We start from the raw sequence: 25111 nt of genomic DNA, 5'->3' as shown, positions 1-25111 counted from the left end.
TCATGTCAATCAAGTTCATAAAAATAATTGTGAACCTGTATCGTCAGCTAAATTGATATATTTGACTAGAAACGAATATAAAATGATTAAAGTTCTGCAATACATGGGACTGTAGTTGGACTTCAGGCACGAATTGGCGTTATTCTTCGTCTTCCAGGACACTCAGATGCAGAGCTTGAATGTGTTGTTGATACTGGTGAGCGAAGGATACTTAACTTTACCGCCCTCTGTGATTGCTGAACTTGGCTTGCCGTATCTAAGCGCTCAAGCAATCTTGGATAAACACCGTATTCAATATTGGGATGTTTATCAGCATTCATAATTGAAATTGTTTGCTCTTATCAGCGGTTATACCGTTTCTTTGTGAAGCTGCGCCAAATTATCTCTATACCTCCTCTCTTCGCGTTCTTCTCTTCTCCTTCACCAGACGCGGCTGGGCGAACGAGACGCTAGCCTGCGGCAACGCGGCTGGGCGAACGCGAACGCGTCTTCTCCTTCACCAGACGGCAAAGCCGAACGTGGTTCGTTTTTATTTCTTGCGCGTCAGCGCATCTTCATACAGAATTGGTATTACTTGCTGCTAACAGTAAACCGCCTTTAAACACAGCTTAACGGGAGCAAACGCGATCGCGTATCCCAAAAAAGCGGGTGTGCTCGTGGCTCAAAAATTAGGCTACGGGCTACAAGTTATACTTGTAGCTCTCAATCTTAATCGCTCATTGCGTGCTGCTAGATGCATTGTTCTTGTTACGGCGACCAAGCAGGGTGCGAACCGCAGTGAGTACTTCGGGTATAGCAAGTACCAACGAGGCTACCGAGCAAACAGTCGCAACCTGGCAGTAGTCGCAAAACGCTTTGTTTTCACTCCACTCCTCACGAGCCAGTTCCAGGGAAACGCCTGAGTCGATGAGGATTTTGATGCCCATTGCAATTGGCAGCAACGGGTTACGCCTAGCGCGGTCAAGACCACCAGCACTAGCCAGCCAAGCAGTGAGGGCGTAATTAAGCATCATTATTGGTCCATCGGGTGAGTTGAATCGGCTGTAAGCGTAGTTAGATGCGTCAACACGGTCTGCGTCGAATAACGGCACTGGCAGTGAGGGTAGGTGACTAACAACCCCGGTTTGGTAAAGTGTGACGATTTGTCCCATTGAACCACCGAGCATAGACAAACCGATAATTGCTCGCCGACGGCTCATGTCAGGATTCTTTCCTTGACGCAGTTCCTCACTGAGTTGTTTTGGCTCCATAAATTGTTATCCTCATAAGGTATATGTTGACGGTTACATCAGCTGTAAAGCTCGCCGTTGTTGAGTATCCCCCCGGCAGACTTTACTTAAGCTCATCCCACCCCAGCCACGGAGTGGGATGAGAGCGGGCATGGGGAATGGGGCATGGGGCATGGGAAAGAATGCCAATGCCCAATGCGATAGGGCCCCAAGTCGGCGGGCGACGGTTCATCCCACCCCAGCCACGGAGTGGGCTTTCCCGCCGGCTTTCTGTAAAGAGTGCGTTTTTTGCTTTGTGCGCGATCGCAGTATTCACGCTCGTTGCGCGAGTCAGCTGGTAATCCTCTTATTCTCAACAATCGATTCGATGCGTACCACTTACTTTAGAGGGAAGGAGGCGCTTCAGATAATTAACAAAGGATGTGATGCGGAATACACAAATTCAGTAATCCACCTCTCTCCGTAAAAAGGCTCCCACTGTACCGCCTTGCGGTCAGTGGTGAGCGGAAGTGATAAATAAATATAAATGCGGATTTTACGTTATTTATCGTTGATGTCAGTTGACTCTTGCCTTTCGGTGGCAATTTCTTCAAGTTCTTTGAGGTGTTGTGCGTTCACGAGCCATTCTTCTTCTAAGTTAAATGTATCTGCATACTGACTTTGTTGCTCTTTTAGTGTTGCTATTTCCTGATTAATTATTGCTAATGCTTTACCTTGAGTAATTGCCTTTTTTAACACCTCAAACCTTACTGGTTCTTCAAGCCGACGCAACAAACGCAAGATAAAACGACTGATTCTAACTTCATTTCCCAAATTAAAAAGGCTTTGAGATTTCTCTTCAGCACACAACAGTTCTTCGCCCGCATCAAACAAAGTTAGCACAATTGAAGGAATGCAATTCAGAGGAATTTCTTGTTCCGAGTATTTTTCAAACTCTTCAATAAATGTTCTAAGTTGCGTTGTGCCATCTTGACGTTTTTGATTAGCAAGTTTTATCAGATGTTCTCCAAATTTATCCGCATCTTCAGCCAAAGCCAGGATAGCTTTTATCTGAGTATTAGATAATTCCGATGTTGAGAACGTTAGACGAAAGTAGATAGGAAATATTTCTAAGCTACATACACGTAGTTGTTCGCGCCATTTTAATTGTTCTTCATCTAAGTTGCTATTACCCCAAACAAATTTTAACTGAGGAAAAAGGTGCATGAGCAAATTTTTAATCGGCTGCTTATCCTCATCTCGCAGTTGAGCAATCCAGGCATTATGGAGATTTTTTAATTCGTCTATTGAAGTGTTTACCTCTCCTACAAAAGCGTGAGGATTATGGATGATTGTGTCATATACCATTGGGCAAAAGACTCGCAGCGACTCAATAGCAATGAAATCAACTGGATTAACTTCACCTTTCACTGCTGGATATGTAACTGTTAAAGTCTCAGTCAGATGAACAATGTTGCGGAGGTTAATAATAAAATGGTCTATTCCTTGAAAGTAAATATTGTCCCAGTGAATTGGATCAAATAGTTGTTTTTCTGTATCAGCAAATATGCCATTAAGCTTTTCAAAAAACAACCGACGAAGTGAGGTTTTATCTGGAAGAGGTAACTCAAAATCAACTTGAATAATTTTTTCTAAGTATGCTTTTCCGGATATTTCTTTGCTTTCTGCAATTGTTTTAATTACAACTTCTTTATCAAAGACCAGAACGTAGACAACGTTACTAAAATTCGGTATTGCTTTGAAAATGCGAAGTAACTGCCTGATATCGTTAGCAGGAAGCCGATCAATATCGTCAATCGTTACAACTATTCGCTGCTGCTGCTGTGCTAGTGTATCTTCAACTTCTTCTTTTAATTCCGAAGCTTCCTTTTCCTTATCGTCGAATAATGTTGCTACTGCCCTGCCAGTTTGAGCATAAGGCAAAGGAATTTCCGAAATAATTTTAGCAAAATCAGCTATTCTCTCTTTCAAGCCTTTGGACACAGATCCTTGTTTGCTTAAAACGTTTTGTAATTGCTCAAAAAAGCTCCTTGTAATGTCTTGGTGTCCAGAAAATAACCAGGGATTAAAAGGAACAATGATTGGTTGCTCTTCATCTGGCTTTTGCTTGAGATAGTGAACTAAGAAGTTCAATAGTGTGGATTTGCCGGAACTCCAAGAACCGTAGACTGCAATAACGAACCCTTCAGGAAAGGTCATTTTGCAAATGCTGTCTGCCAGATACTTGGCGAAGCTGGCATGTCCCAGCAGGTCTTTTTCAGGATCAACTAAGGAGCTGTCTGTTGATATATCGTCAATTTCTATTTGTGCCATAAGAAACTTTTTTGAAGTTAATACTTACTATAAGCTATCCTTCCGGATAAGTGAGCAATTTCAATGCCAATTTATTGAGGGATAAAAATAAATTGACAATAAACGCAAATCACAGCGAACGCCTTCATGCGTAGGATAATTAATAATTATTAATTATGAATTATGTCGTCAAGCCAACACATATTATGTCATCCTGATTGCTGGTCTTTTTCATTAAGGAAACCAAAGGAATTGAGTTAGAAGACATGTAATATCAAGTTCGATTCAAAGTTTTAATTAATGGAGAAAGTGACGCACACCTGTGAACACCATCACCAAACCGAGTTCGTTTGCAGCTTTGATTGAGTCAGCATCTCGCAAGCTTCCTCCTGGTTGAACGATCGCACTAATTCCGGCAGCAGCAGCTGTTCTCACTGAATCATCAAAAGGGAAAAATCCATCGCTGGCTAAAATTGCATTTTTGGCTTTGTCTTGTGCTTGTTCTAGAGCAATTTTAACTGAACCGACGCGGTTCATTTGACCGGCACCGACACCTAATGTAGTGCGATCGCTACTGACCACAATCGCGTTAGACTTGACGTGTTTGCAAACTTTCCAAGCAAACAATAATTCTTCTAACTCTGTTTGGGTAGGTTGGCGATCGCTGACAATTTGCCACTTACTCGTATCAGCGATGATATCATCTGCCGCTTGCACGAGAAACCCGCCGGCGATCGCTTTAACTGTTTGAGTCGGTCCGTTACTCAAATCAGGTAAAATCAAAATTCGTAGATTAGATTTAGCCGCGAGAATACTTAACGCATCTTCATCACAATCTGGTGCAACTACACATTCTAAAAACGTCTTGGTTAACTCGCTAGCAGTCGCAGCATCAATCGTTTGGTTGAACGCGACAATTCCCCCAAACGCGGAAACTGCATCAGCATTAAAAGCCTTTTGATAAGCTTCGTTAAGATTGCTTCCCAAAGCCACACCACACGGATTAGTATGTTTAAGAATCGCCGCTGCGGGCGTGTCTGGAAATTCGCAAATTATCCGCCGTGCCGCTTCTAAATCAACTAAGTTGTTGTAACTAAGTTCTTTGCCTTGAAGTTTGGTAGCAGCTGCCCATCCGGTTGGAGTATTTCCGGTTTGATACCAGCCGGCGCTTTGATGGGGATTTTCGCCATAGCGCAAAGCTTGCAATTGTTTGCCAGAAAGCGTGAATTGTTCAGGTAATGTTGATTCGGTTTTCTGCTGCTGGCTGAGGTAAGAAGCGATGCTGGCGTCATAACTCGAAGTATGCAAAAATCCTTTTAAAGCGCACTTAGTACGAAACTCTAAAGAAGCTTCACCTTGATTTTCGCGCAATTGCTGCAAATAATCCTCATATTGAGTTGGATCGCATAAAACTGTCAAATGAGCAAAGTTTTTCGATGCCGCTCTCAACAAAGCAGGACCGCCGATATCGATTTGTTCAACAGAGAAGTCTAAAGTGACATTAGGTTGAGCGATCGTTTCCTCAAAAGGATAAAGATTCACCACCACTAAATCAATCAAGCGAATTTGGTTGTTTGCCAAATCAGTCAGATCGTCAGGTACATTCCGCCGTGCTAAGATTCCTCCATGAATTCGGGGATGCAGCGTTTTCACTCGACCGCCTAAAATTTCTGGTGAGCCTGTGTAATCGGCAACTTTTGTAACTGGCAATCCTGCATCCTTGATTGCTTTAGCTGTTCCCCCACTGCTGATTAAATCAAAGTTAAATTCTTCTATTAAGCTACGGGCAAGGTCAATTAAACCAGTTTTGTTAGATACACTCAGCAGTGCCAGACGCGCCATAATTCCCCAGTTTCCTTTGTCAGATGCACTTTATTTTACCGAAGAAAGGCGTGAGAATGGGGAATGGGCAATGGGCAATGGGCAATGGGCAATGGGCAATGGGCAATGGGAGATTTTTTCCATGCCCTATGCCCTATGCCCCATGCCCTATGCCCCATGCCCGATTCCCCATGCCCAATGCCCAAAAGAAGTAATATCTATGAAGAGAGTTTAATAGCTGGAGAAAATATCTGTCGCGTGGAATTTATCACCTTTCCGCCAAAAATGGGGCAAGTACCTAAAGGCTTAATTGTCACTTTACACGGTTGGGGTGCAGATGCTGAGGATTTAGCATCTTTATCACCCTTTTTTAATTTGCCTGATTATCAGTTCATTTTTCCCAATGCACCTTTTCCTTTTCCTAATTCCTCTGTTGGTAGAGCGTGGTACGACTTGAGAATGGAAAATATGTATCAGGGTTTGGCAGAAAGTCGGCAAATTCTCATAGATTGGCTGGAATCTTTAGATAGTAGTACTGGAGTACCATTATCGCGAACAATTTTGAGTGGATTTTCTCAAGGTGGTGCGATGACTTTGGATGTGGGATTAACTTTGCCCCTAGCAGGTTTAATTTGTATGAGTGGATATTTGCATCCGGGTGCAGCAACATCGGTTCCAAGTAGTTTTCCGCCGGTTTTAATTACGCATGGCAAACAAGATACCGTCGTGCCATTGCAAGCTGCGATCAAGGCAAGGGAAACTTTAGAATCTCTAGGAGTTGCCGTAGAATATCATGAATTTGATATGGGGCATGAAATTCGTCCAGAAATGTTAGAGATATTACGGAATTTCGTGGAGAATCTGTAAAAGTCTTAGACATTATTTTGTCATAGATGTCAAATTTTTACGTTCTTCAGCTAAAAATCCGGAAAAATTTCACGATCGCCAACGCTCCCGAATGAGTAAGATATATTGGGTGGCTGCGTCAGCACGCAACTCAATTCATGCGCTTTGGCGAATGCTGCATAAGGGAGGGGTAAGCATAATGAAAACTCTAAGCATTTCTAGAAAAGATATTGCTGTGATAACTGCACAAGAGGTGGAACAGTTGGCTACACGCTTGGATCAAGATAATTACAGCAATGCTTTTGAAGGTTTGAATGATTGGCATCTACTGCGTGCGATCGCATTTGCGCGTCCAGAGTTAGTTGAACCCTATATCCATCTTTTAGATTTAGAACCCTACGACGAAGCTTGAGGATTTGAAAATGGGTAATGGGGATTTTAAAGAGGGGGAAAGGGTTTTGGGTAAAGGTAAAGAAAGAAGAAATATTTTCCCCTTCCCTTTTCCCCCCTTTCCCTTTTCCCCTCTTGATATGCCCATTACCCATTACCGAGTTCCCTATTACCTACTTAGTACCAATGCCAAATCCAAAATCGATGAAGCGGGTTTTAGTTGGTGTAGGTGGTGGTATCGCTGCCTATAAAGTTTGTGAACTTATTTCCACGCTGTTTAAAAGTGGGGTGGAAGTGCGGGTGATTGTCACATCAACAGCACAAGAATTTATTACACCTTTAACTTTAGCTACTTTATCCCGCCATCAAGCATACACAGATGAGGATTTTTGGCAAGCAAAATACTCGCGTCCGTTACATATAGAGTTGGGTGAATGGGCAGATTTATTTGTCATTGCCCCTTTAACAGCTAATACATTAGCAAAATTAGCTCACGGTATGGCTGACAATTTGCTCACCAACACCGTTTTAGCTTCTACTTGTCCGGTATTGCTCGCACCCGCAATGAATACCGAAATGTGGGAACAACTGACGGTGCAACGAAATTGGCGAGAGTTATTGACAGATAGCCGATATCATGGTATGAGTACAGCATCGGGGTTATTAGCGTGCGATCGCGTCGGTGCCGGCAGAATGGCAGAACCCCCGGAAATTTTCGCTTATATTCGATCGCTGTTACACACCGCAGGCAAGCGAGATTTAATTGGTAAGCGAGTCTTGATAAGTGCAGGGGGAACGCGAGAACATCTCGACCCAGTGCGATTTATTGGCAATCCCTCCACAGGTAAAATGGGATTAGCTTTAGCGCAAGCAGCACTTCACCGAGGCGCAAATGTTACATTAGTACACGGGTTAGCTAGTTGGAATGCACCTTTAGGAGTGCAAGCAATTCCCGTGGTTAGCGCCGAAGAAATGCAGCACTTCATGCTCGAATATTTACCGAATGCTGATGTAATTGTCATGTCAGCAGCGGTTGCAGATGTAAAGCCGCGAGATTATAGTTTAGAGAAATTGCCCAAGCGATCGCTTCCCCAAAACTTACCTTTAGAACCAGTACCCGATATAATTGCTGAATTAGCACGCCAAAAACAACCACATCAAAAGATAATTGGATTTGCTGCACAAAATGGCGATATTGTCAAGCCAGCTTTAGAGAAATTGCAGAGAAAGAAATTAGATGCGATCGTTGCTAATCCGATAGATGAACCGGATAGTGGTTTTGGTAGTGATAATAATAAAGCGATATTTTTAGATAATCAAGGTCAAATAATAACAATAGAACCTTGTTCTAAATTAGAAATGGCGCATCATTTATTTGATTTTATTTAGAAGAAAAGCTCACGCACTCGTCTTTAGGTGAGACAAAAATTATACTCGCTGCTTTGGTTTTTGGCGATCACTCGGCAAATGCAGTTCGGTACTGGTGAATTGCATTTGCCTATTTTTCGCCAAATTAAAAGCGCTTGAGAGTAAACTGCGATCGCTTGTAGTTTAGATTCACCCGTACCTTGCTGCAAAAGCTTATTGGCTTCATCTAACAGCGGAATTATTTGGTGTCAATCGCGATCGCACTTGGGATAGATGCGATCGTCACCATCGGATGCGACAACATCAGAATGCCAACAATCGCTGCTAAAGAACGATGAATCACCTTTTTATCAGTTTTGCGACCCAAAGAATATTTATTAACGAACCGCCCTTCGGGTTCGCCAGTCCCCCATCGTGACGGAAACCGCCAAGACGGGGGCTGGACTCACAAAGACGCGTTCGCGTAGCGTCTTTGAAGGAGAAGGACACGTTCGCGTAGCGTCTTTGAAGGAGAAGGAAGAAAAGAAAGAAGAATATGGGTAATTTTGTAGGGGAAGAGGGGTATCACTTTTAATTTTGCGGTTGTTCGCCGTAATTTTACCTTATTATAGATACTTTCTCAGGTTTCATATTTGATAACACTACAAGTAGGGTTATAGATTTAGGACTTACGCAATAACTGCACGCAACTCTCTCAAACTCTTCTTTCTCTGTGTCCTGTGTGCCAAGTTCGGTTCGTTTTCCATTTATTTACGCTCATTCCTGGTAATGTCACAGAAAAACTGACCGTCGCCCGTGCGAAAATTAAAAAAAATAGATTGAAAATGTTTACTGCTTCAGAAACTCCTATTATTACGGCAATCTTGCTGGTTTTTTTCGGCATTTTGGCTTGGGGCTTTTATCGTGCCAGACCATTTGGTAAACTCGGCATCTTAGCTTGGTTGCAGTCGGTGGTGTTGATGACTCCTTGGCTGTTGTTTTTTGGTTTGTTTGCTGCAGGGATTTACATCAATATAGTCGGTGTGCTATTTTTATTGGTGGGTTCGACTGTCTTATACATCTTTTTGGGAAGAAAGTTGCGAGCAGCCGGACAAGACGCGATTATAAAACAACGTGCGACAGAAAGATTAGCCGCTAACCCAGCACCAGAAACTCAAACAAATGCAGTGAATGCGGAATTAAAGCTGGAAGAACCGCGAATTCCGGAAGAGGAATTGAACGCAATTAAAGGTATTTTCGGTTTAGATACATTTTTTGCCACAGAAGCGATCGCTTATCAACAAGGAGCGATTTTTAAAGGTAATCTACGTGGAGAACCAGAAGAAGTTCACAACCGCCTTACCATCAGTTTACAGGAACGTTTAGGTGATAAATATCGCTTGTTCCTCGTCGAAAACCCAGATGGGAAACCTGTAATTATCGTCTTACCCAGCAGTAATGACCCGCGTCCGTCAACATTATCGCAAAAAATCTTTGCTGGTATTTTATTTTTAGCAACGATCGCCACCAGTTTAGAAGCTGCCGGTTTACTATTAAGATTCGATTTCTTTGAGAATCCATCGCGCTTTGCGGAAGCTTTACCCATCGCTGCGGGTATTTTGGCAATTTTGCTGATTCACGAACTTGGTCATTGGTTACTAGCGCGTCGTCACCAAATCCGCTTAAGTTTACCATTCTTTCTTCCCGCCGTGCAAATTGGCTCATTTGGGGCAATTACTCGCTTTGAATCTTTATTACCCAATCGCAAGGTATTATTCGATATCGCGATCGCAGGTCCAGCCGCAGGTGGAATTGCTTCTTTGGTAACATTGATAATTGGCTTGCTACTCTCTCATCAGGGTAGTTTGTTTCAATTACCAAACGAGTTTTTTCAAGGTTCGATTTTGGTAGGAAGCTTGGCGCGGATAATTCTCGGTTCAGCGTTACAATCGTCAGTGGTAGATATTCATCCTTTAGTGGTGATTGGTTGGTTAGGATTGGTCATCACCGCGATAAACTTAATGCCAGCGGGAGTATTAGATGGTGGACGCATTGTCCAAGCAATTTACGGACGCAAAACCGCAGGAAGAGTCACAGTAGCAACTTTAATTGTTTTAGGAATAGCATCTTTAGCGAATCCGCTTGCAATGTATTGGGCGATCGTGATTTTATTTTTACAAAGGGATTTAGAACGTCCCAGCTTGAACGAAATCAGCGAACCCGACGATGCCCGCGCTGCTTTGGGTCTTTTAGCTTTATTCTTAATGATAGCTACCCTTTTACCTTTAACTCCCGCTTTGGCTGGACGTTTGGGAATTGGGTAATGGGGAGAGTTCTTGAGAGGGGGAGAGTTCTTGAGAGGGGGAGAGTTCTTGAGAGGGGGGAATGGGGAGAAAGAATTGTCCCCTTGTCTCCTTGTCTCCTTGTCTTTCTCAACCTTTCCAACCTAAAAGCAAGTTCGGATACGCTTTGGGTGTGGGGAAAAGTTTCTGAAAGCTAGTTTGACGTTGTGGGGGTTTTTCGTTAGCGAGATTCCATAAAGTTTCGTAAAAGAAGAAGGATACACCGGCAAACTTGCGATCGCGTACACTCTGCACTTGTGTTTCAATTTGTTGCATTGGCACAAATCGACCTTTCAAACCTGATAAAATGCCGATACTTACAGGAATGTGGCTGCGTGCTGCTTTGACTTCCGGATATTCTAATTCACTGTTAAACACATTCAAGTCATTGCGATATATCTGCACAACTAATTCTTCAACTAATCCCATGCGTTCCCATTTCTGCCAATCCGCTAAAAAGAAGTCGTAGGAAAAGCGCTGCGGATTAGGTGCAATGGAAACGATGCAATTCTTTTTCGTTGCTTTAATAGCTGTAAATACCCGCTTCATATAGTTGGTGATTTTGTTTGCTCGCCAACTTACCCATTCTGGATTCTTAAAGTCTGTTGGGGGAGCTTTGCCATTATGCTCTTTTTTGTAGAGTGCAACGGTGTAAGCATCATATCCCAATTCTGATGGTAAACCAAAATGGTCATCAAATTGAATGCCGTCGATGTTGTAATTTCTGACGATTTCGACGATTAAGTTTTGGATAAATTGCTGTACTTCGGGGTGAAAGGGATTTAACCAAACGCGATCGTGAGTACCTTCTTTGACAATCTGAGTACCGTTAACGCGATTTGTCAGCCATTGCGGATGACGTTTAGCTAGTTGCGAATCAGCCGGCGCCATAAAGCCAAATTCAAACCAGGGAATGACTGTTAAGCCTTTTTGATGTCCGACATCAACAACTTCTTTCAGCATATCACGTCGTTGCAATCCCGGTGTCGGATCGAGCGATCGCCCAATTACACTTTGCGCTACTTTACTTGGATATAACGTCCAGCCCCAATTCCAAACAGTCGGATATACAGTATTAAAGTTTAACTCGTCTAAGCGTTGCAAAGCTTTATTCAGACGCGATCGCTCAAACAACACATCGCTATCAATATTAGTTAACCACACCCCCCGCAACTCCGCAGCTCCCACACGCGGATTTTGCGCGTTTAAAGGAAAAGACAACATCACCGACGCTATTATACTTAAAGCTACCACCGCTCTAAAGAACGCCTTTTGTTTACTCACAACCCTCATCCAGTACTTTCAGTAATATAATAAAAATTCGTAGTGAGCGGTTTACCGCTCTTCCCAATACTTTCAAAAACCCAGGAATTAACAGTATAATTCACAACTTTCTTTATTATAAAAAGCGGCAAAAATAGCCATAATTATACCGAAAATAGTGCAAACAGGTATAAAAATTCATTCTTCTTTTAGTCAACCTTCCCCAAAAGGTGAACAACTGGTACAACAGCGCTTGGGTGAAGTGGAAATTGTGAGGACGCTGCGGGGCGGATAATTGCTGATAAAATTATACCAGGTGCGCTGGAGTTAATCGAACAGCAGCCGATGGTAGTGTTGGGTAGTGTGAGCGATGCCTGCGGCAATCCCTCCGGGCAACGCCAAAATGTTTGGGTAAGAATTGGAAGTGCGACGCTATTGGACACTTTTCGTGGAACAATGGTTAGAATCAAGTCTTTCCCAGCCATTTCGCTTTCGATTACTTGATTATTCGCTCCCACTAATCCGTCTTAGGATGCTTGCAGTAAGTTGGTCAGCAAGCGGCAAAATGCTGTTTAAGACCTTATTTAACGGTCAAAATAAGGTGCGGATCGAGCAAATAAACAAGTTAATAACTCCAACAAAGCGATCGCCTCCACTTATATATTACTTTTTACGGATTTTTCCTGACAATGAAATTGATTAAAATTCAAGCACTTATTCAGCTTATATCTTAATGCCCAAGCACGATTGATGGTCAAGACATTTCTTAATTAGCCGATCGGTATTTATCAATGCGGGGTCTAACCCCACAAGCTCAATAACCGCATCGCGAGTAGGATTGGTTTATCAAAATTACCCTAGCTTGTCAGAATCGCAAGCCGGGGTAATTTTCTCAACTATAACAATTTAATTATTAAAATTTAGTTTAGTAGGATTCTCAATGATTAGCTTAATTAATTCCCCAGACAGCACGACAAACTACACAGCAGCTATTACTCGTCTGGCACGGGCAATTATGATGGCTGATGGAGAGTTTTCACTACTGTTAGCGTCCTGCGATGTCAAAAGGCAACAGCAAATAGTCAGCTGGTTAGAAGAATTTTCCTCAGCAGATATCCGAGAAGTCCTGATTCCACCTTGCGCTAAGACACTTTATACACCCTTAATCGATGCGATCGGCACTACTTTTCCCGAAGCTTTGATAGTTAAAGGTTTAGAATCGGTGGTAGAAATTAATCAACTCATCATCTCTACCAATCTCATGCGAGATGAGTTTAGAAAACAGTTTCCCTTTCCAGTGGTACTGTGGGTTAATGATGAAATTGTGCGAAAGCTAGTTTGGTTAGCGCCCGATCTCAAAGACTGGGCAGGTAGTACTATTAGATTTGATGTGCCAAATGATGAGTTTCTCAATGGTACAGCACTTTCCGCCTGATATCGTTAAAAAAGTCAATTTACCGCTCGTTTTCAGCTTTAGTGGATTGTCGAAGCGCCAAAATCACCCTTCCGGGTAAGTCAATTGGGTGATGTGATTTGGCAAATATAAATCTAATCTAAAAGTTAGGAACTAATGGAACGTATAGCGGTGTCTCTCTTCACATGTACCACTGAAGAATGCCGTTAAGTTAATCCCAACTACTTGTATTGTGGGATAATATACTTTTTTATCTTTATTTGCTAGGCGCGAAATTTTTTAATCTTGAACTAGCGATTAATGATTAATGGCTAATAAGTACTAATTAACCACTAAATTTTCACTCCAGCTATGAAAACTATCCTTAAAATTTATCTTACCACAAATCAAGCGCGAATTTTCACCGCTTTAATTTTGACTGGCTTTTTGTCGATTGGTAGCAATTTCACCCTCATGAAGAATGCTACCGCAACGCCTGCGAACCTAATGGCAGAAAGCACAAATGAATTCATTAAAGAAATGACAACAAACAATTTGCCGCGTCGAGTAGAAGCAGCAGTGTTGCGAGATGCATCAAAAAGATGGCAAATTTCCATCGAAGACCTGCAAATTGTTGAATCCACTCCCCGAACTTGGAATAATGGTTGCTTGGGAGTATCTCAACCAGGTGAAATCTGCACCCAAGCGTTAGTTCCGGGTTGGAAGGTTGTGGTGTCTGACGGTAAACAAAAATGGGTTTATCACACTAATAGTAACGGACGTTTGTTACGGATAGCTTCTACCCATTCTAAGGGTAAGGAAGGAAAATTACCTTCTTCCGTCGAAAATGCTGTTTTCCAAGCTGCATCCCGACGTTTGAATCTGCCGATTTCTCAATTAAATATCGTTCAGGCGAAACAGCGCACTTGGAATAATGGTTGTTTGAATCTAGCGCGTCCTGATGAGGGCTGTACTCAAGCGATCATCAACGGTTGGAAGGTTGTTGTAGGCGCAGTTGACCAAACTTTAGTTTATCACACCGATGCATCTGGTTCTGCACTTCGGCTCAATGAAAAGAAGAGCGAAATTGCCGATAACGGAATTACACCTGTAACGATTCCCACAAGTGAGTTACCACCACCATTAGATCGCAATGTCATTTTTCGACAAATTTCTAGCGGTGGGTTGTTTGCGAGAACCTACGAAACTGTATTGCTGAATGACGGACGCATCATCCGCTATGAAAAAGGTAAAGAAAACGATCTTGAACCTCAAGTTTGGCAGGTTTCTTCAGAACAATTGAAAGAATTTCAAAAATTGTTAGAAAAACAGAAATTAAGTGAGTTGCGAAATCTGAGTTACCCAGCAACTCAAGGTTCTGCCGATTACATCACTTATACAATCACTACTTCTGATGGTACGATTCAGTATAATGATGTCTCGCAAAATAACTTACCTGAAAATTTGCAGACAGTCGTCAAAGCTTGGAATGATATTCGCTCCGATGCGATCGCTAACCCAATCCCCGATGAAATTAAACCTTTACCTATTCCTCTAAGCGAGTTACCACCACAATTAGATCGCAATGTGGTTTTTCGACAAATTAAGAGCGGTGGCTTTATCGGCAAAACCTACGAAACTATTTTGCTTAATGATGGGCGTTTGATGCAATACCGCATCGGTGATGCGAATGATTCCGAGCGTCGAGTTTGGCGGGTTTCTCAGCAAAAGTTGCGAGAGTTTCAACAAGTGCTCAAAGACCATAGATTCAATGAATCTGAGAATCTAAGTTACCCAGCCCCCAACGGTTCTGCTGATTATATCACATATACTGTCACCAGCGATTATACTACAATTCGCTACAACGATATTTCTCAAAATAACCTACCCAAGAATTTACAGGCAGTTGTCAATGCCTGGAATCAAATTCGCAAAAGTTATCAATAATTGGGGCATTGGGCATTGGGCATTGGGCACGGGGCATTGGGCATTGGGCATTGGGCATTGGGCAATGGGCATTGGGCATTGGGCAATGGGCATTGGGCAATGGGCATTGGGAATTAAAGAAGAAATAGTTCGCTCATCGGTGAATAAATACGATTCTTTCCATGCCCCATGCCCCATTCCCCATTCCCCATCTCCGGTTTGTTTATCGATTTGTAGTAGTATTATATTTATATATTGTGATATAATATGCGGTGTAATTAATACCTCTAAGGATAGATGAGCGATCGCGGGGGAAATTCTCATCATATTTGGGTGCAAGTCGATGGTTCAGCCAAGCTGGATTTAAATCTGCAACAAAAGCAACAAGAGCCAATGTTTTATTATTTTGCGTATGGATCTTGTATGTGTCCTGTAGATTTGAAGCGATCGCTTGGTGAAAACACCCATCTTTATGTCGTCGGTGCGGCAACGCTAAAAAATTATAAACTGGGGTTTTATCGCTTTTCCCCGATGCGTAAATGTGGGGTATTGGATGTGGTGAAAGATGCCAAAGCTAGCGTGACCGGTGTACTTTATCAGCTACCTTGGCGATTGAGCGATCGCCTTGATATAAGAGAAGATGTACCTCATGGTGGTTATCGACAAGAATTGGTAGATATTCATTGCCAAAATAAAGTATACAAAGACGTTCGCACTTATGTAGTAGTTGAGAAGCTGACAGCGGAAGTCGCGCCGAACGACTGGTATTTTAATATAGTTTTGCGGGGTGCTGTCACCTGCGGCTTACCAGAAGAATATTGCTGGAGTTTGTTTCATCATATGCACCAATTACAGCAAACTAAGCGATTTTTAGGAACTTAATTTATATATAAGATAAACATAATTTATAAACTCGTAGTACGCACGAAGAGTGCGATTCTCAGCGCTGAAGCGCTGACTACGAATACCGAGGTATAAAAACATGGCTCAAACTTGTTGCGGACCAGGCTACGCTTCCCCAGAAACGGCGATAAAGGCAGAACCAGAAAAAATACTGTATACAGTTGCACTCTACACGGGTACGGGTATCGAGGAACCAGATTATCTAGCAACTGTAGATGTCGATCGCAATTCTCCAACATATTCGCAGATTATTCATCGTCTGCCAATGCCTTATATTGGTGATGAGTTACATCACTTTGGCTGGAATGCTTGCAGTTCTTGTCATGGGGATGCAAGTAAATCGCGACGGTTTATGGTGATTCCCGGTCAACGGTCTAGCCGAATTTACATTGTAGATACAGCAGATCCGAAAGCACCAAAACTGCACAAAGTCATTGAACCCGAAGAAATTAAAGCAAAAACGAATTTAACTGCCCCGCACACAGTACACTGCCTTGCAGATAGTAATATCATGATTTCTATGCTGGGCGACAGCGAGGGAAATGCACCCGGAGGCTTTTTGTTGCTGGATAAGAATTTTGACATTGCTGGACGCTGGGAAAACAAAGCCAAGGAAATGCGCTTTAATTATGACTTTTGGTATCAACCGCGTCATAACGTCATGGTAAGTAGCGAGTGGGGCGCACCAAAAACGTATTATCCTGGCTTTAATCTCAAAGATGTCACAGATGGAAATTACGGTCATCAGCTGCATTTCTGGGATTGGTTGCAGCACGAGATTATCCAAAGTGTAGACTTAGGCGAAGAAGGATTAATTCCTTTAGAAGTGCGCTTTCATCATCATCCTGATAGCACTCATGGCTTTGTCGGTGCAGCACTTAGCAGCAATGTTTGGCATTGGTACAAAAAGAACGATAATTGGCAAGTAGAGAAAGTAATTGATGTGCCATCGGTGGAAGTTTCCGGCTGGGAAATTCCCGTACCATCGTTGATTACTGATATCTTGATTTCAATGGACGATCGCTATCTTTACTTCTCCAACTGGCTGCATGGAGACATACGCCAATATGATATCAGTGATTCTTCCCATCCTCAACTTGTCGGACAGATTTGGTGCGGTGGTTTGTTAAGTAAAAGCCCTGAATTTCAAGGTAAGAAATTAGCTGGTGGACCGCAGATGTTGCAATTGAGTCTTGACGGCAAGCGGCTTTATGTGACAAATTCTTTATTTAGCACTTGGGATAATCAGTTTTATCCTGACTTGTCGAAAACAGGTTCATATTTGTTGCAAATTGACTGCGATACTGAAAAGGGGGGATTGAAAATCAACGAAAACTTCCACGTTGACTTTGGTAAAGAACCGAATGGTCCTTCTCGCGCTCATGAAATGCGTTATCCTGGCGGTGATTGCACCTCTGATATTTGGGTGTAACATTTGTAGTTAGCGCTAAAGCACTGAAGCGCTAACTACAAGTTTACGACTTATGCGAGTGTGACTTTTCCGGCATGGCAATATTATTAGAATTTGCCTTACCGTTTTTACCGTTGGTGTGTCCGTTATTATTGCGGGGATGAATTACACCATAGCCACCGTGATTGCGTTCGTAAATGACATTAATTTCGTCGGTTTCGCTATTGTGGAACATATAAAAGTCGTGTCCCACCAGTTGCAATTGTTCCAAAGCTTCGTCAACTGTCATTGGCGGCATGGAAAAATATTTAGTACGGACAACTTCTGAGGGTAATTCCGGAGTGCGTGAGCCTATTAAATCTGTAACTACCTCTGGTTGCACTACTCCTTCTATCGTTACTTGAGCATTAGTTTTCTTATCTTGACGCCGTTCTTTGTATTTTCGCAGTTGACGGGCTATTTTATCTGCGACTAAATCAATACTGGCATACAAATTTTCGCTGCTTTCCTCGGCACGGATGACGCTACCATTTGCATAAATAGTCACTTCAGCCGATTGTTTAGTATTATTTCGGGGATTGCGAGCAACACTAAGGTGAACATCCACTTCGTTTGTTAAGTTTTGAAAATGACTTGCTGCCTTTTCAATTTTTTGATGCACATACTCTCGAATTCCATCGGTGATTTCGATATTTTTGCCGTGGATGACAAGCTTCATCTTATATCTCCCGCTCAATGTTTGATGTGTATTTGGTTTGTTTGAAAGGAAATGACACTAAGGTTTATCACTAACGCCAAAATAAATTGTGAACAGAATCGTACAAAGCGTTCTTTTTTTTCGTGGCGTGATGATTATTGCAGAGAATTCCTCCGAACACCATTGAGGTTATATATTCAAGCTAGCACTTTGTATTTTCCAAAGTAGAAACCCTTGACTTTCCTTTAAAATCCTTTGCAAAGCTTGACAATTGTTGACTTTACATTGTGTCTTTAAGCACTTTTTATTTCCTATATCAGTTAATTTTTGGCATGAACCGTAGTAATCCTCAGGCATATAACCGTTGTTTGGTATATAACCAAGCATTGATGGGATACTCAGATGCTTTACTGTGGCAGCGATCGCTTTTAAATGAACGCACATCAAACCCGAATCTCGATGACGTGTTAATCTTGCTAGAGCATCCACCCGTCTACACTTTGGGACAAGGAGCCACAACAGAATTTCTCAAATTTGATATTGACAAAAGCCCCTACGATGTGCATCGAATCGAAAGAGGCGGCGAAGTTACTTACCATTGTCCCGGTCAATTGGTAGGGTATCCAATTTTAAATCTGCAACGTTATTGCAAAGACTTGCACTGGTATTTGCGGCAACTTGAATCCGTATTAATTCGCGTATTGGCAGTTTATGGTTTGCAGGGCGATCGCATTCCCGGTTTCACTGGTGTTTGGTTAGAAGGGCGTAAAGTAGCCGCCATTGGCATTAAAGTTAGCCGTTGGATTACTATGCACGGCTTTGCGTTAAACGTTTGTCCGGATCTGACAGGCTTTGAGCAAATTGTACCTTGCGGGATTGCTGATAAACCTGTAGGCAGTTTAGCTCAATTCATTCCTGATATAACTTGTCAAGAAATACGCTCTTGTGTGGCAAAATGTTTTGCAGAAGTATTTAATGTGGAATTGATAGAAGTACAGTCAAATAAAAATGATAGATCGTGACCGCTTATTCAAAGAACTTCTGACAACATTTTTTTGGGAGTTTATTGAGTTTTTCTTACCAGAGGTCGCTGTTTATTTAGAACGCGACTCAATATCTTTTATTGACAAAGAAGTATTTACTGATGTTACAGAGGGGCGAAAAATACGAAACAGACTTGCTAGTAAAAGCCAGATTTCAAGGGAAAGAGTCATTTTTTCTCGTTCATCTAGAACATCAAGCACAACATCAAGAATCCTTTCCTCAACGGATGTTTCGATACTTTTCGCGGTTGTACGAAAAATATAATTTGCCAGTTTATCCCATCGCTTTGTTCTCCTACAACACGCCAAAAGACCTAGAGCCGAATATTCATCAGATAGAATTTCCTAATAAAGTTGTTTTGACTTTTAGCTATGATACGATTCAGCTAAATCGCTTAAATTGGCAGGATTTATTACAGCAATAAAATCCCGTTGCTACGGCGCTGATGGCAAGAATGAACATTGCAAAACAAGACCGTCGCCGGGTGAAATATGAATGCTTGCGCCTAATGTCTAGATTAAATTTAGATCCGGCAAAAATGAAGTTAATTTCCGGGTTCATAGATACCTATCTGCGATTAAGTCCAGAAGAAGAAAATCTGTTAAAAGCTGAAATTGCTACTATGGAGCCAACGCAGCAGGAAGTCATTATGGAAATGTTACCAGTTGGATGGAAGAAGGAATACAGCAAGGAAGAGAACAAGGAATACAGCAAGGAGAGTTAGCAATCATTCAGCGCCAACTAATACGGCGAATCGGTGGGGTAACTCCTCTACTACAAGAGCGCTTGCGGCTGTTATCTGTAACTCAATTGGAGGATTTGGCTGAGGCGCTACTAGACTTTTCTACTGAGTCAGATTTATTAATTTGGTTACAACAAATTTATGATGGTACGCACTCTTAATAAAAGATGTTGCGGAAACTGTACAACGATCGCATTTTATAGTATTTTTGTACTACTATTCATCTGGTTTACATGCTCTACTGCGATCACTTGATCGTGCAATTGCGATCGCTTTCATTCAATGGGGAATGGCAATCACTCTTACCCCCAGGCAGCAAACGATGAGAGCACCGTATTCTGTAGTGCCCGTAGATACCTTCAACTTGCACCTTGTTTAGCTTAGGGTTTGAGCACGATTTTGATGCAGTTGTCGGCGTACAGACCGACGTAGCCGCGATCGCCAAAGGACGGGATATACCGCAAGTCAGTCTCACCGAAGGCGATCGAGTCGCCAAGCGCAATGTAGGCTGCCTTACTCGGCTGGGCTTGGCTTACAGTCGCAGTCAATACGAGGACTCCAAGCGTGGCTAGACGCAAGGGGGTTGCCTTTATACTTTTAAACATAATTATCTTTTAAGTATGATTAGGCTATGCTGACGACAGTTATAGGCAAAGCCATTTTCCTAACCGGACGCGATCGCATGGGTGCCCATCTGCTAATGGGGCACGACAGTCGGTTATTAGGACGACAGTACGAAGTGAATTATTTATTAGCCGATCCGGGTTCATTGAGCTTGCGGTTCTGTTCAGCAGTGACCGTATCAGGTAAGAATTGGCTTACAGTGCCCTGAATCTTGGTCTTAAGCGATTCCGCAAGGACACTATCCTTACCTGCCATCAGAGCCTCAAACCCCTGCTTGGCGACAAGGGCTGGATCATCCTTTTTATCCGAACCCACTTTTGTGTCGTCCAGTCCTGCGCGGTGGAAGAAGTTGGTTTCGGTCGCTCCGGGCATGAGCGCGGTGACGGTGACACCCGTGTCCTTCAACTCGTTGCGTATTGCCTCTGAGAACGAGTGTACGAATGCCTTGGAAGCTGCGTAGACCGCCTGGAACGGACTGGGCATCTGGGAGACTATCGACGACGTGAAGAGGATACGACCTTTGCCGCGCTCTACCATGTCCTTCACCACCCGTTTGGCGAGATGGACAGAGGACACGACGTTCAGGTTGATGAGATTGAGTTCGTCCTTGAGGTCAGTTTCGCGGGCAAAATCGCCGCCAACACCGACACCCGCGTTGATAGCGATCGCATCAAGGGGTCGGTTAGTTGCCTTAATCAAGTTGTAGAGCGTCTCAACACCATCATAGGTGGCAAGATCGGCTTGTACCGTCTCTACCTTGGCTCCCAACTTCTCAAAGGCTTGAGCTGCTTCGTTGATGCCCGGTCCTGTGGCTGTAACGAGGAGATCAAAGCCGTTTTGGGCGAACTGTTTAGCTAGTTCGTAGCCAATGCCACTGGAGGCACCCGTTACAACAGCCAATGGTCGGGTCAAAGAATTGTTCATAACTATTAAAACGAATTATGTGAGTGTTCTACGTATAGAAAGCTATAAATTGTTTCTAAGCAAATACTAGACAGTTCGCGTGGACTGTGGGCTTTCGATTTCAATTTCAATACTAGGTAGGCAGCAGTATGATTACGTCTTTCCAACGAAGTATCGCCTTTGTGTCTTTGGGGTTACTTTCTTAACCTTTCACAACAACTTGTCCAGCGTAATCGGCAAATCTCGAATGCGTTTACCAGTCGCGTGGAAGACGGCGTTGGCGATCGCTCCCGCAACACCAACAATGCCGATTTCGCCCAAGCCTTTAACACCGATTGGATTAACAATCGAATCGTTTTCTTCGACAAAAATCACGTCAATATCATCTATATCGGCGTGTATTGAAGTTGGTTCAACGGGTTGGGTGAGGCGGAAGACTCTTTCTCAATGCTGTTGACTTCGCCATGCCGCATCGCTGCGGTGATTTCAACAGCCTGTGTTGGATCGTGGCTCAATCTGATTTGTCCTGAGGCGAACCGGATGTCTTCTAACTTTGCATCCTGACGGGGCGAATTGGGAATTTTCTGCGCTAGTTTGAACAATTTTTCGCCGATCTCGTCGCAAACAGCTTTAACTGCCGAGCCGACCGAAGCCGCCGTCCACGAACCGCCTTCAACGGGTGATTTCGGCAGTGATGAATCGCCAAGTTTTGCCGTTACGTCGTCGAGCGGCAAACCAAGCGTTTCAGCAGCGATTTGCGTCACGATCGTGTAAGTTCCGGTGCCGATATCAGCCGTGGCGCTACTGACCGTGAGTTTGCCGTCAATGCTCGCGCATAGCTTTCGCGCTCGCCTTTTGGTAGAGTGCCTCCCAAACGCCGGTTGCCAAACCCCAACCGATCGGATTATTGCCCTCGCGCATTGATCGCGGTTCAAGATTGCGGTTTGCCCAGCCAAATCGCTCTGCACCTTGGCGGTAACATTCGCGCAATTCTTTACTTGAAAACGGTTTGTTTTCGTTTAGGTCTTTCTCGGCGTAGTTTTTCACGCCGCAGTTCCAGCAGGTCAATGCCGAGTTTGCAGGCAAGCTCGTCCATTGCGGATTCGAGTGCGTACAAGCCCCAAGCTGCACCCGGTGCCCGCATGTCAATCGGCGTGAACAGGTCGAGCTGGGCAACTTTGTGAGTGAGCTTGGCGTTTTCGCAGTGGTAGAGCACAGACCCGACCAATTGACGACGTTTTCGCTCTTTGTCTTCAAATTGCGAGGTTTCGGCGATCGCCTCATGCATAACGGCTTCGAGCGTACCATTGGCAGCACCAAGCGAGAGTTTTTGCACCGTGGTGGGACAATGACCAAAGGTAAACATTTGTTGGCGCGTCAGCGACACTCTAACCGAGCGTTTGAGTTCACGCGCTGCCATCACCGCTAAAAATACTTGATACTGCGGACGCAAACCCGAACCAAAGGCTCCGCCAACAAATGGCGAGAGAACCCGTACATCATGTTTGTCAAGACTGAAAACATGGCAAATGTAGTCATGGACGTTGGGCGCACCTTGCGTTTTGTCGTAGACGGTAATCTTGCCGTCATCTTCCCAAACGACAGTCGTCGCAAATGACTCGATCGGATTGTGATGTTCAGAGGGCGCAGCGTATTCGGCTTCGTGTTGGGTGAGAGCGTTAGCAAAGGCTGTTTCGGCATTACCGCGTGGTAATGCCGGTGGTTTGATACCGTTTCTTTCTTTCGGTTTGTAGGCTCTACGGGGATCAAGTCGCCCAAATAACGGCTATAGGCGAATGGCACGCTTGTTAAGCGATCGCCCGTATATGCAAGCGCCTGTTTTTTCAGAACAGGCAACTTCTGCGCAGGTGCGATCGCAACATCTCATTTTGTGCCAGGGTGCAAAAGTGTGGAGCTTTGGCAGCTGCAAAGCAGATTACTTGTTGGCAGACCCAGGCTCACTGAGCTTGCGGTGCTGTTCGGCATTGACGGTATCAGGCAAGACCTTGCTTACCGCGCCCTGAAGCTTCGTTTTGAGCGAACCTGCGATAATATCGTCTTTACCTGCCATCAGTGCCTCGAAACCTTGCTTGGCAACTTCTGCTGGGTCATCCTTTTTATCCGAACCCACTTTGGTATCGTCCATCCCCGCACGGTGGAAGAAGTTGGTTTCAGTGGGTCCTGGCATCAGCGCGGTGACGGTGACACCTGTGTCCTTCAACTCGCTGCGTAATGCTTCTGAGAACGAGTGCAGAAACGCTTTGGATGCGGCGTAGACCGCCTCAAACGGTCCGGGCATCAGGGCAGCGATAGACGACGTGAACAAAATGCGACCTTTGCCGCGCTCAACCATGTCCTTTACGACCCTTTTGGCGAGATGGACAGACGACACGACGTTCAGGTTGATGAGATTAAGTTCGTCCTTGAGGTCAGTTTCACGGGCGAAATCGCCGCCGACACCGACACCCGCGTTGATAGCGATCGCATCAAGGGGTCGGTTAGTTGCCTTAATCAAGTTGTAGAGCGTCTCAACACCATCATAGGTGGCAAGATCGGCTTGCACCGTCTCTACCTTGACACCGAGCTCAACAAAGGCTTGAGCTGCTTCGTTGATGCCCGGTCCTGTGGCTGTAACGAGGAGATCAAAGCCGTTTTGGGCAAACTGTTTGGCGAGTTCGTAACCAATACCGTTAGATGCACCTGTCACGACAGCCAGGGGTCGGGCTAATGAATTGTCCATAACTGTTAAAACGCTATATGTGAGTGTTCTACGCTTGGAAATTACGCCAGTTGCACGCGGCTGTGCTACAACGTTCGTCACCTCCCTTCTCCTTCTCCTATCAAAGACGCACTCGCGTTCAAAGACGCACTCGCGTTCGGGTTCGCCACTACGAATGGAACGCCAGTCCGCTCAACGCGACACCAGTCCGCTCAACGTTCGTGACCTCCGCACGCGGTTGGCGAGTGGAACCCGCGCACGCGGCAGGCTCCGGTACAGGCAACCGCGCTGCCTTGACTCACCGCAACGCACTGGCTCCTCAACAGAACTTTACCCTCCGAAGAAACGATGCCTGCGAACAAAGAAAGCCGTTCCGACGTGACTTCTATGAGCACGGCACTGGTTCGATACTTCCAACCGTCACAATCCTAAGGAGTCAACAGTATGATTGCGTCTTTCTAAAGAAGTATCGTTACTGTGTATTTTTTGTGTGTTTTAGGTTACGGAAAATTTCTGTTGTACGCACTTTCAATAAAAGATGTTGCGGAAACTGTACAATGATCGCGTTACATAGTATTCTTGTACTATTGTTCATCTGGTTTACATGCTCGTTTGCGATCGCTTGATGGGTGCAATTGCGATCGCTTTCATTCAATTGGGAATAGAAAACGCGGGAATGGGAATGGGGAATGGGTAATTAAATATGGATTTTGGACTTGTTTTCGCAACGGATGTAAAGTTTTTCCGGTTGGAGTAGGTAAAACTGGTAATTATGTGATATATAAGACCACCTCTGGTTTAAGACTAGGGCTGCGGTTGTGAAAGTTAGAATGTGTTATTTGTAAGCCGTGACAACTAATATGTAAACAACTCAACCAAAAGAACTTATGTGAATCCCCAGTACGTTTACCCGCTTCAGAAAGCAATTGACCTAGATGTACGTTTACCCGCTTCAGGGAGCAATTGACCTAGATATCCGCCGACACCCACTGAGCGCCAAGTCACCAAAGGTCGGGCGGAAATTACGATCTGCGATCGGCTTTTAATTTTTTATCCTTGAGAAAACGAGCGTGCGATCGCGCTCAACTGTTGCATCATTTCTGGATGTTTTAGAAAGAGTTTGTCCTAAGTCGCCAATAACCTAGACAAAGCTGTACACTCATAGTCATAGCTGGTCTATGAGTGATATATGTATAAGCCAAACGAATTTGCAAAAAAG

At 43.9% G+C, this 25111-nt stretch carries 26 protein-coding genes and 2 pseudogenes; 13 read left to right on the top strand and 15 right to left on the bottom strand.

The window, feature by feature from the left end; all coding sequences use genetic code 11:
• Positions 1-166: 166 nt before the first annotated feature.
• Positions 167-322 (top strand): hypothetical protein, encoded by a 156-nt coding sequence (locus AABK37_RS29560; RefSeq protein WP_432555056.1) that lies wholly within the window; start codon positions 167-169, stop codon positions 320-322.
• A 394-nt stretch (positions 323-716) separates the two neighbouring features.
• Here the strand turns inward: AABK37_RS29560 and AABK37_RS29555 are convergent, their stop codons facing one another.
• The 4 genes from AABK37_RS29555 to purH all read right to left on the bottom strand — a co-directional run bounded on the left by AABK37_RS29555 (position 717) and on the right by purH (position 5363).
• The gene (locus tag AABK37_RS29555) at positions 717-1250 is read right to left on the bottom strand and encodes a vitamin K epoxide reductase family protein (protein WP_432555055.1); all 534 of its coding nucleotides are present in this window, start codon (positions 1248-1250) and stop codon (positions 717-719) included.
• Between the two features lie 92 nt (positions 1251-1342).
• On the bottom strand, positions 1343-1588 hold the full coding sequence (locus tag AABK37_RS29550; RefSeq protein ID WP_432555054.1) for a hypothetical protein: 246 nt from the start codon (positions 1586-1588) through the stop codon (positions 1343-1345).
• A gap of 181 nt (positions 1589-1769) precedes the next feature.
• Positions 1770-3542, bottom strand: a complete 1773-nt coding sequence (locus tag AABK37_RS29545) for a KAP family NTPase (RefSeq protein WP_432555053.1) — start codon at positions 3540-3542, stop codon at positions 1770-1772.
• 276 nt (positions 3543-3818) lie between these two features.
• Positions 3819-5363 carry a bifunctional phosphoribosylaminoimidazolecarboxamide formyltransferase/IMP cyclohydrolase gene (gene purH, locus AABK37_RS29540; protein WP_432555052.1) on the bottom strand — a complete coding sequence of 515 codons (1545 nt, stop codon included), beginning with the start codon at positions 5361-5363 and terminating at the stop codon, positions 3819-3821.
• A gap of 264 nt (positions 5364-5627) precedes the next feature.
• Between purH and AABK37_RS29535 the strand changes: the two genes are divergently transcribed.
• The 4 genes from AABK37_RS29535 (at position 5628) to coaBC (ending at position 7967) form a co-directional block, all read left to right on the top strand.
• Positions 5628-6209, top strand: a complete 582-nt coding sequence (locus AABK37_RS29535; RefSeq protein WP_432555060.1) for an alpha/beta hydrolase — start codon at positions 5628-5630, stop codon at positions 6207-6209.
• 178 nt (positions 6210-6387) lie between these two features.
• Entirely contained in the window at positions 6388-6600 is a 213-nt protein-coding gene (gene isiD / locus AABK37_RS29530) for a protein IsiD (protein ID WP_432555051.1), read from the top strand.
• Between the two features lie 10 nt (positions 6601-6610).
• Positions 6611-6829 (top strand): hypothetical protein, encoded by a 219-nt coding sequence (locus AABK37_RS29525; RefSeq protein ID WP_432555050.1) that lies wholly within the window; start codon positions 6611-6613, stop codon positions 6827-6829.
• On the top strand, positions 6765-7967 hold the full coding sequence (coaBC, locus tag AABK37_RS29520; protein WP_432555049.1) for a bifunctional phosphopantothenoylcysteine decarboxylase/phosphopantothenate--cysteine ligase CoaBC: 1203 nt from the start codon (positions 6765-6767) through the stop codon (positions 7965-7967). Before AABK37_RS29525 ends, coaBC begins: the two co-directional genes overlap by 65 nt.
• Before the next feature lie 23 nt (positions 7968-7990).
• Here the strand turns inward: coaBC and AABK37_RS29515 are convergent, their stop codons facing one another.
• Positions 7991-8155, bottom strand: coding sequence for a hypothetical protein (locus AABK37_RS29515; RefSeq protein ID WP_432555048.1), 165 nt, complete (start codon positions 8153-8155; stop codon positions 7991-7993).
• Positions 8156-8184: 29 nt separating this feature from the next.
• The gene (locus AABK37_RS29510) at positions 8185-8313 is read right to left on the bottom strand and encodes a hypothetical protein (protein WP_432555047.1); all 129 of its coding nucleotides are present in this window, start codon (positions 8311-8313) and stop codon (positions 8185-8187) included.
• Positions 8314-8770: 457 nt separating this feature from the next.
• Here AABK37_RS29510 and AABK37_RS29505 point away from each other — a divergent pair, with 457 nt between their 5' ends.
• A complete protein-coding gene (locus AABK37_RS29505; protein ID WP_432555046.1) occupies positions 8771-10249 on the top strand; it encodes a site-2 protease family protein in 1479 nt (492 codons plus the stop codon).
• 108 nt (positions 10250-10357) lie between these two features.
• Here AABK37_RS29505 and AABK37_RS29500 read toward each other — a convergent pair whose 3' ends face one another.
• On the bottom strand, positions 10358-11491 hold the full coding sequence (locus AABK37_RS29500) for a glycoside hydrolase family 10 protein (protein ID WP_432555059.1): 1134 nt from the start codon (positions 11489-11491) through the stop codon (positions 10358-10360).
• Positions 11492-12470: 979 nt separating this feature from the next.
• On the opposite strand from AABK37_RS29500, the gene AABK37_RS29495 reads away from it, so the two are divergent.
• Both AABK37_RS29495 and AABK37_RS29490 read left to right on the top strand, forming a co-directional pair.
• Positions 12471-12965, top strand: a complete 495-nt coding sequence (locus AABK37_RS29495; RefSeq protein WP_432555045.1) for a hypothetical protein — start codon at positions 12471-12473, stop codon at positions 12963-12965.
• Positions 12966-13295: 330 nt separating this feature from the next.
• Positions 13296-14870 carry a hypothetical protein gene (locus tag AABK37_RS29490; protein WP_432555044.1) on the top strand — a complete coding sequence of 525 codons (1575 nt, stop codon included), beginning with the start codon at positions 13296-13298 and terminating at the stop codon, positions 14868-14870.
• On the opposite strand, the gene AABK37_RS29485 is transcribed toward AABK37_RS29490, so the two are convergent.
• Positions 14820-15047, bottom strand: a complete 228-nt coding sequence (locus tag AABK37_RS29485) for a hypothetical protein (RefSeq protein WP_432555043.1) — start codon at positions 15045-15047, stop codon at positions 14820-14822. The two genes, AABK37_RS29490 and AABK37_RS29485, sit on opposite strands and share 51 nt — an antisense overlap.
• Before the next feature lie 99 nt (positions 15048-15146).
• Between AABK37_RS29485 and AABK37_RS29480 the strand changes: the two genes are divergently transcribed.
• Both AABK37_RS29480 and AABK37_RS29475 read left to right on the top strand, forming a co-directional pair.
• Entirely contained in the window at positions 15147-15731 is a 585-nt protein-coding gene (locus AABK37_RS29480) for a gamma-glutamylcyclotransferase (RefSeq protein WP_432555042.1), read from the top strand.
• Between the two features lie 100 nt (positions 15732-15831).
• Positions 15832-17184: a selenium-binding family protein gene (locus tag AABK37_RS29475; RefSeq protein WP_432555041.1), complete on the top strand. Its 1353-nt coding sequence runs from the start codon at positions 15832-15834 to the stop codon at positions 17182-17184.
• 43 nt (positions 17185-17227) lie between these two features.
• Here AABK37_RS29475 and hpf read toward each other — a convergent pair whose 3' ends face one another.
• Positions 17228-17881, bottom strand: a complete 654-nt coding sequence (gene hpf, locus AABK37_RS29470) for a ribosome hibernation-promoting factor, HPF/YfiA family (protein ID WP_432555040.1) — start codon at positions 17879-17881, stop codon at positions 17228-17230.
• Positions 17882-18192: 311 nt separating this feature from the next.
• Between hpf and lipB the strand changes: the two genes are divergently transcribed.
• The 3 genes and pseudogenes from lipB (at position 18193) to AABK37_RS29455 (ending at position 20218) form a co-directional block, all read left to right on the top strand.
• A complete protein-coding gene (gene lipB, locus AABK37_RS29465; protein WP_432555039.1) occupies positions 18193-18882 on the top strand; it encodes a lipoyl(octanoyl) transferase LipB in 690 nt (229 codons plus the stop codon).
• Positions 18869-19807, top strand: a pseudogene (locus AABK37_RS29460) (Rpn family recombination-promoting nuclease/putative transposase). The gene lipB and the pseudogene AABK37_RS29460 overlap by 14 nt, the downstream one beginning before the upstream one ends.
• A gap of 210 nt (positions 19808-20017) precedes the next feature.
• Positions 20018-20218, top strand: coding sequence for a hypothetical protein (locus AABK37_RS29455; protein ID WP_432555038.1), 201 nt, complete (start codon positions 20018-20020; stop codon positions 20216-20218).
• Positions 20219-20390: 172 nt separating this feature from the next.
• Here the strand turns inward: AABK37_RS29455 and AABK37_RS29450 are convergent, their stop codons facing one another.
• The 6 genes and pseudogenes from AABK37_RS29450 to AABK37_RS29425 form a co-directional block, all read right to left on the bottom strand.
• The gene (locus tag AABK37_RS29450) at positions 20391-21194 is read right to left on the bottom strand and encodes an SDR family NAD(P)-dependent oxidoreductase (RefSeq protein ID WP_432555037.1); all 804 of its coding nucleotides are present in this window, start codon (positions 21192-21194) and stop codon (positions 20391-20393) included.
• Positions 21195-21383: 189 nt separating this feature from the next.
• Positions 21384-21572 (bottom strand): annotated as a pseudogene (locus AABK37_RS29445) (hypothetical protein); the annotation flags it as partial.
• Positions 21560-22000: a molybdopterin cofactor-binding domain-containing protein gene (locus tag AABK37_RS29440; protein ID WP_432555058.1), complete on the bottom strand. Its 441-nt coding sequence runs from the start codon at positions 21998-22000 to the stop codon at positions 21560-21562. The gene AABK37_RS29440 and the pseudogene AABK37_RS29445, both read right to left, overlap by 13 nt.
• Positions 21996-22163: a hypothetical protein gene (locus AABK37_RS29435; RefSeq protein ID WP_432555061.1), complete on the bottom strand. Its 168-nt coding sequence runs from the start codon at positions 22161-22163 to the stop codon at positions 21996-21998. The genes AABK37_RS29440 and AABK37_RS29435 overlap by 5 nt, the downstream gene beginning before the upstream one ends.
• Before the next feature lie 4 nt (positions 22164-22167).
• Complete coding sequence (locus AABK37_RS29430) at positions 22168-22902, bottom strand: xanthine dehydrogenase family protein molybdopterin-binding subunit (RefSeq protein ID WP_432555057.1); 735 nt, start codon at positions 22900-22902, stop codon at positions 22168-22170.
• 207 nt (positions 22903-23109) lie between these two features.
• Complete coding sequence (locus AABK37_RS29425) at positions 23110-23913, bottom strand: SDR family NAD(P)-dependent oxidoreductase (protein ID WP_432555036.1); 804 nt, start codon at positions 23911-23913, stop codon at positions 23110-23112.
• Positions 23914-25111 lie beyond the last annotated feature (1198 nt).

Source organism: Tolypothrix sp. VBCCA 56010 (assembly GCF_050875635.1).
Classification (GTDB): domain Bacteria; phylum Cyanobacteriota; class Cyanobacteriia; order Cyanobacteriales; family Nostocaceae; genus Hassallia.
This window is presented reverse-complemented; position numbering and strand designations above follow the sequence as displayed.